At 70.3% G+C, this 6610-nt stretch carries 3 protein-coding genes; 1 reads left to right on the top strand and 2 read right to left on the bottom strand.

All coding sequences use genetic code 11. From position 1 onward, the window contains the following. The coding region (locus VFZ20_RS30780) for a glycosyl hydrolase family 28-related protein (RefSeq protein ID WP_329687804.1) at window positions 1–377 on the bottom strand (377 nt) is incomplete at its 3' end. A gap of 853 nt (window positions 378–1230) precedes the next feature. Further along, window positions 1231–4128: an excinuclease ABC subunit UvrA gene (gene uvrA, locus VFZ20_RS30775; protein ID WP_329687803.1), complete on the bottom strand. Its 2898-nt coding sequence runs from the start codon at window positions 4126–4128 to the stop codon at window positions 1231–1233. Window positions 4129–4650: 522 nt separating this feature from the next. Here uvrA and VFZ20_RS30770 point away from each other — a divergent pair. Beyond that, window positions 4651–6528, top strand: a complete 1878-nt coding sequence (locus tag VFZ20_RS30770; protein ID WP_329687802.1) for a hypothetical protein — start codon at window positions 4651–4653, stop codon at window positions 6526–6528. The last annotated feature ends 82 nt before the right edge of the window (window positions 6529–6610 follow it).

The raw sequence follows: 6610 nt of genomic DNA, 5'->3' as shown, positions 1-6610 counted from the left end.
ACGCCAAACGGGCTCGTGGGCGTGGGGCGCTGCCACACCAGGCCGTCCTGCGTGGTGGCCATGGAGAACAGGAGCTGCGTGGTGTGCATCCCCGCGCCGCGGATGGACACGCCGTTGGGCAGGCTCAGCGTCCCCTTGATGCGGTAGATGCCATGCGGCACGAAGACCACGCTGCCCAGGCCGCTGCTGGCCGTCTGGCTCAGCGTGCCCATGGAGAGCGACGCCGCGGTGATGGCCGCCTGGAAGGCCGCGGTGTCGTCCTGCGTGCTGCTGCTGAGCGCCGTGCCCAGCGCGCCGTACGCCTTGACGTTGAACACCATGCCGCCCTTGTCGGTGGCGGTGGCGCCCTTGTCGATGATCACGTCCGTGACTGCCATGCTGCTTTCCCCTGTTCCGGTGAACGTCCGCTGCTCCGAACGGCCGCCGCGAAGCTCCGTCGCCCCGCGTTCGACCTGCACCGAATATAAACCGAAAATAGAGGCGGATGCAGGCCAACTTTGCACAAATCCCACCCACTCCGCATCCTTCGGATCAACGTCTGCAAAGTATCCGATACAATGTGTTTACGTGTCACATTGACGCGCGTTTTTGATGATTGAATTCCATCGAAATCTGATCGTCCTCATGACAAAAGATTCAGCTCCCGGACGTGGTCATCCTGGGCAGGATGTTGGCTAACCTCGATAGCCAGAAGCGTCATCCTGACAGCGGTTCTCGAGTGGGTGTAGAGCCGTTTCTCACCCGTGCTGTCATTCTGAGGTCGGCCGGCGCCGGCTGGGACTGTCCGTCGCGTACCGCATCAGGCGCCGGCCGGCCGAAGAATCTGGTTGCCGGAGTGCAGGGTCCCGCCCGCGCGCTGAGTTCGCGCGCGGGATCCAGCACGGGCGAGGTCTGTGCGCGGCCCCACCCGATTCTTCGGTCGGAAGGCGCCCACGGCTCCGTGCGACGGAATGGACCGCACCGGGCGCCTTCCTCGCTCAGAATGACAGCATGGGCGAGAAACCACTTCAAACCCATCCGGGATTCGCTGTCAGGATGACGCTCTTGGGCTTCATCAGAAGGCAGATCGGCAACACCTGCTGAGAGTGGCGATCGCGCGGTTCGTGCGCGAGAAGGGTTACGACGAGGGAAGATCTGCCCGGGATGGAGCGGGCACGCACGGGCCACAAACGCGTCGAGCCCGGCCTTCTGGCCGGGCTCGATGATCCCGTGACTTGATCCGCCTTTCGGCTACTTCGCCGCCTTGCGCGGGCGGCCGCGGGTCTTGCCGGCGGGGGCGGGCGCGGCGGGGACCTCGGCGGCGGGCGTCACGCCCAGCATGGGCGCCAGGAACCGGCCCGTGTGGCTGCGCGGGTTGGCCGCGACCAGCTCCGGCGGCCCGGCGGCCACGATCTCGCCCCCCTTGGGCCCGCCCTCCGGCCCCAGGTCGATGATCCAGTCCGCCGTCTTGATCACGTCCAGGTTGTGCTCGATCACCAGCACCGTGTTGCCCCGCTCCACCAGCCGGTGCAGCACCTCCAGCAGCATCCGCACGTCCTCGAAGTGCAGCCCCGTCGTAGGCTCGTCCAGGATGTAGAACGTCTGCCCCGTGGCGACCTTCGAAAGCTCCGACGCCAGCTTGACGCGCTGCGCCTCGCCGCCGGAAAGCGTCGTGGCGCTCTGCCCCAGGTGGATGTAGCCCAGCCCCACGTCCGACAGCGTCTGCAGGGAGCGCTTGAGGCGCGGCACGGCGTCGAACACCTCGCACGCCTCGTCCACCGTCAGGTCCAGCACGTCGGCGATGGAGTGGCCCTTGTAGAACACCTCCAGCGTCTCGCGGTTGTAGCGCCGGCCGCGGCACACCTCGCACGGCACGTAGACGTCCGGGAGGAAGTGCATCTCGATCTTCACCAGGCCGTCGCCCTGGCACGCCTCGCACCGCCCGCCCTTGACGTTGAACGAGAAGCGGCCCGGCGTGTAGCCGCGCATCTTGCTCTCGGGCAGCTCCGCGAACAGCTCGCGGATGACGGTGAAGAGCCCCGTGTACGTCGCGGGGTTCGAGCGCGGCGTGCGGCCGATGGGCGACTGGTCGATGTCGACGATCTTGTCCAGCAGCTCCAGCCCGCTGATGCCCTCGTGCGAACCGGGCACCGTCTTGGCGCGGTAGAACTTGCGCGCCAGGGCGTTCCACAGGATGTCGTTGATGAGCGTGGACTTGCCCGATCCCGACACGCCCGTCACGGCCACGAACGTCCCCAGGGGGATGCGCACGTCCACGTCGCGCAGGTTGTGCTCGCGGGCGCCGCGGATCAGCAGCTCGCGGCCCTCGGCGGGGGCGCGGCGCGCGGAGGGGATCTCGATGCGCCGCTCGCCGCGCAGGTACGCGCCCGTGAGCGACTCTTCCGACGCGATCACGTCGTCCACCGTGCCGGCGGCGATCACGCGGCCGCCGTGGCGCCCCGCGCGCGGGCCCAGGTCCAGCACGTAGTCCGCCGCGCGGATGGTGTCCTCGTCGTGCTCCACCACGAGCACGGTGTTCCCCAGGTCGCGCAGCTGCCCCAGCGTCTCCAGCAGGCGCTGATTGTCGCGCTGGTGCAGGCCGATGGACGGCTCGTCCAGGATGTACAGCACGCCCACGAGCCGCGAGCCGATCTGCGTGGCGAGCCGGATGCGCTGCGCCTCGCCGCCGCTGAGCGTCTCGGCCGAGCGGCCCAGCGTGAGGTACTCCAGCCCCACGTTCACCAGGAACGACAGCCGCTCGCGCACCTCCTTGAGGATGGGCCCGGCGATGTCGCGGGGGATGTGCGGCAGCGTGTCGACGAAGTCGAAGAACTCCAGCGACGCCGCCACGGGCAGCATCACCACGTCGCCCAGCGACCGCCCGCCGATGGTCACGGCCAGGCTCTCCGGCCGCAGGCGCGCCCCGTGGCACACGCCGCAGGGCAGCGTGCTCATGTACTCCTCCAGCATCTCGCGCACGGAGTCGCTGCTGCTTTCGCGGTAGCGCTGCTCCACGTCGCGCACGATGCCGGCCCACTTCATCTTCTTGGGGCCCTTCGCCCCGCCCTTGCCGCCGTCCACGCCGTACATCAGCACCTGGCGCACGTTGTCGGGCAGCTCCTGCCAGGGCGTGTTCAGGTCGAAGCCCAGCGCATCCGCCAGCCCCTGCAGGATGGTGCCGCGCAGGTGGCCGCGGGGCACGCCCCAGGGCAGCACGACGCCTTCCAGGATGGAGAGCGACGGGTCCGCCAGCACCAGGTCGGGGTTGGGCTCCTTGCGGGTGCCCAGGCCGCCGCACGCGGGGCAGGCGCCGTACGGCGAGTTGAACGAGAACTGCCGCGGCTCCAGCTCGGGGATGTTGATGCCGCACTCCGCGCAGGCGTAGTGCTCGCTGAACAGCTGCGGCTCCGGGTCCACCGCGTCCGGCGTGTGGGCGACGACCTGGACGACGCCGTCTGCCGTGCGCAGGGCCGTCTCCACGGCGTCGGCGATGCGGGAGCGGTTCTCCTCGTCCACGGCCACCTTGCGCTCCACGAAGATGCCGATGTCGTGGTTGGCGCGGCGGGCCAGGGCCGGCGGCTCTTCCAGGCGGTGGATGCCGCCGTCCGTGCGCGCGTGGGTAAAGCCCTTGCGGCGCATGTCCTCGAACAGGTCGCGGAACTCGCCCTTGCGGCCGCGGACCACGGGGGCGAGCACCTCCAGCCAGGTGCCGGCGGGCAGCTCCATCAGCCGGTCCACGATCTGGGTGGCGCTCTGGCGCTCCACGGGGCGGCCGCAGCTGGGGCAGTGCGGCGTGCCCGCCCGCGCCCACAGCAGGCGCAGGTAGTCGTAGACCTCCGTCACCGTGCCGACGGTGGAGCGCGGGTTGCGCCCGGCCGTCTTTTGCTCGATGGAGATGGCGGGGGAAAGGCCCTCGATGGAGTCCACGTCGGGCTTTTCCATCATCCCCAGGAACTGGCGGGCGTACGCGGAGAGCGACTCCACGTAGCGCCGCTGCCCCTCGGCGTAGATGGTGTCGAAGGCGAGCGACGACTTGCCGCTCCCGCTCAAGCCCGTGATGACGGTGAGCTTGTCGCGCGGGATCTCGACGTCGACGTTCTGCAGGTTGTGCTCGCGGGCACCCCGGACGATCAGGTTTTCTTCAGCCATCCCGAAAAGTTACCGCAGATTGCCCCGGCATTCAACTGTCCCGGCCCACCGATTTTCTCTCCCCGCTCGACTTCTGGAAAACATCCTGCGCCGCCGCTCCTTATCCGCCGCCGTTAGGCATCGGGAGCAACTGCAAAAACGTTTCTCACGCAGAGGGAGCAGAGGACGCAGAGTACTTCATCGCGCGACGAGCTCCTCCGCGCCTCTGCGGCTCTGCGTGAGAATGCAGTTCGTCTTTTGGATTGAGGCGGATGCGTCCCAGTCCGGCCCGCCACCGCCCCGGAGTACGGGTGGATGGGGAGAAACGGATGGATGCGGATCGCGTTGCAAATGCGGACGATTCACGCGATTGGCAAAGATGACGGCGCAAAGAGGATGGAGGGCGCGCGACTTGCTGCCCTGCCGCCCCGCTGCACCGTGACGGGGTAGCAGCAGGCCGTCGTTCCTGCATGGTGCAGTCCTCCCAGCCGGGCGCCGATCGGGTGTCCGGCGTCCTGCCTCCCTTTCATCCCGGGACCCATCATGGACGACGAGAAGACCCCCGACGAGCAGTACGCGGACGACGACCCCGGCGGCGGTCCGTCCGGCGGCCGCATTCCCCCGCCGCCCGTGCCCCGCGACGAGTGGGTGGCGCGCGTGGTGGACGACCCCGCCTCCGGCCTGCAGCCCGTGCTGCTGCAGGGCTACGTGGGCGACGCGGCCGACAAGGAGAACACGCGCGTCTACCTGGACGCATCCCTCTCGCGGTACGTGGACGTGCGCAACGAGGACGTGCTGCACCACCAGCCGCTGGAGGGCAACCACACGCCCACGGGCGGCAGCATGGTGTGGGTGCGCGGCGACGCCTTCGTGAGCCAGGGCACGGGGGGCGGATCGGCCGCGGGCGGCTTCTTCACCGGCCCCGTGCTGGAGCAGAACCGCCAGCCCGGCGTGGTGGGCGCGGCCCGGCCCGGCGGGCAGGTGCACATCACCCTCCTCACGGTGGGCGGGTGCCACACGCGGGGGATCTGGTGCCCGCCCGGCGGAACGGCCGCCACGCTGTGCACGCACAACATCATCTGCTCGCGGGTGTGCCAGGACCCGCTGGGCGGCATCGGTCCCGTCGTGGGGACGGTGGCCGGCTTCACGGGCGAGCCGCCCCTGGCCACGGACCGCTGCCCGCCCAGCGTGGGCTGCTTCGCGCATCCCACCATCCGCCAGCCGCAGGACTTCCAGCCGTTCGCCGCCGCGGCGCCGATGGCGGGTGGCGCGTTCACGCGCTTTCCCTGCTCCGCCGTGGACGCGTGCCCCAGCGCCCTGGGCTGCACCGTCCAGGGCTGCGGGCCCATCGGCGTGACCGGGTGGCGGGGATGCGGGCAGCCGCACATCTCGCTCCCCGGCTGCGTGCACACGGGCACCTGCTCGGCCGTGGACGCGTGCCCCACGCGCCTGTGCCCGGCCGGCGGAGACACCGTGCAGGCCGGCTTCGTGGGCGCGGGGCCGCAGGCGGCCATCGGCACCTACCGCGTGGGATGCCCCACGCTCGGGTTCACGTGCACGTACGTCAACTGCCCGCAGGCTCCCGTGGGCGCGCAGGCCGCGGCGCCGCAGCAGGCAGCCGTGGGCACCTTCTATCCGGGATGCCACACGCTGGGCTTCACGTGCACGTACATCAACTGCCCGCCGCAGGGCACGGTGGCGGGGACGTTCGCCTCCATCCCGGGCTGCGTCCAGCCCACGCGGCTGATCGGCTGCACGGGCTACCCGGGATGCGCGCCGCACATCTCGATGCCGGGGTGCATGCCTTCCGCCGTGGACGCGTGCCCCTCGCGGCTGTGCCCGCCCAACGGCGGCGGGGTGGAGACGGTGCAGGCCCGCTTCGCGGCGGCGGCCCCGCAGGCGGAGGCACACGCGCCCGGCACCTATGGCCCGGGATGCACGCTGGGCTTTACCTGCACGTACGTGGGGTGCCCGCAGCAGCCGATGGGCGCGGAACAGGCGGCTCCCCAGGCCGCCGCCGGCACGTACGGACCGGCGTGCACGCTGGGCTTTACCTGCACGTACGTGGGATGCCCGCCGTCCCCGCAGGGCCCCGAAGCCGCGGCTCCGCAGGCGGCGGCCGGCATCCCCACGGGGCAGTACTCGCCGGCGTGCCCGAGCTTCGGGTTCACGTGCACGTACGTGGACTGCCCGCCACAGACGGGCGGCATCACGGTGATCCCGGGCTGTCCGCCGCCGACGGGCCCCATGGGCACGGTGGCGACGGTGTGCACGCAGCTGGGCTGTCCGCGGACGAGCACCTGTCCACCCACGTACACGCCCGGCTGCGGCGGAGCCGGCGCGGAGGTGGCTGCGGCGGGCCCGTACACGCACTACCAGGGCTGCTACACGTTCGGCTTTACGTGCACGCAGTTCTGCTGACGGGATGATGATCGCCGGGGCCGCGCGCGGGTGGCGCGGCTCCGGCGGAACTGCAGGGAATAGGGAACAGGGAATAGGGAAT

This window comes from Longimicrobium sp., from assembly GCF_036280135.1.
Lineage (GTDB): Bacteria > Gemmatimonadota > Gemmatimonadetes > Longimicrobiales > Longimicrobiaceae > Longimicrobium.
Note: the sequence above shows the minus strand (reverse complement) of the source record. Positions and strands in the feature narration are given on the sequence as shown.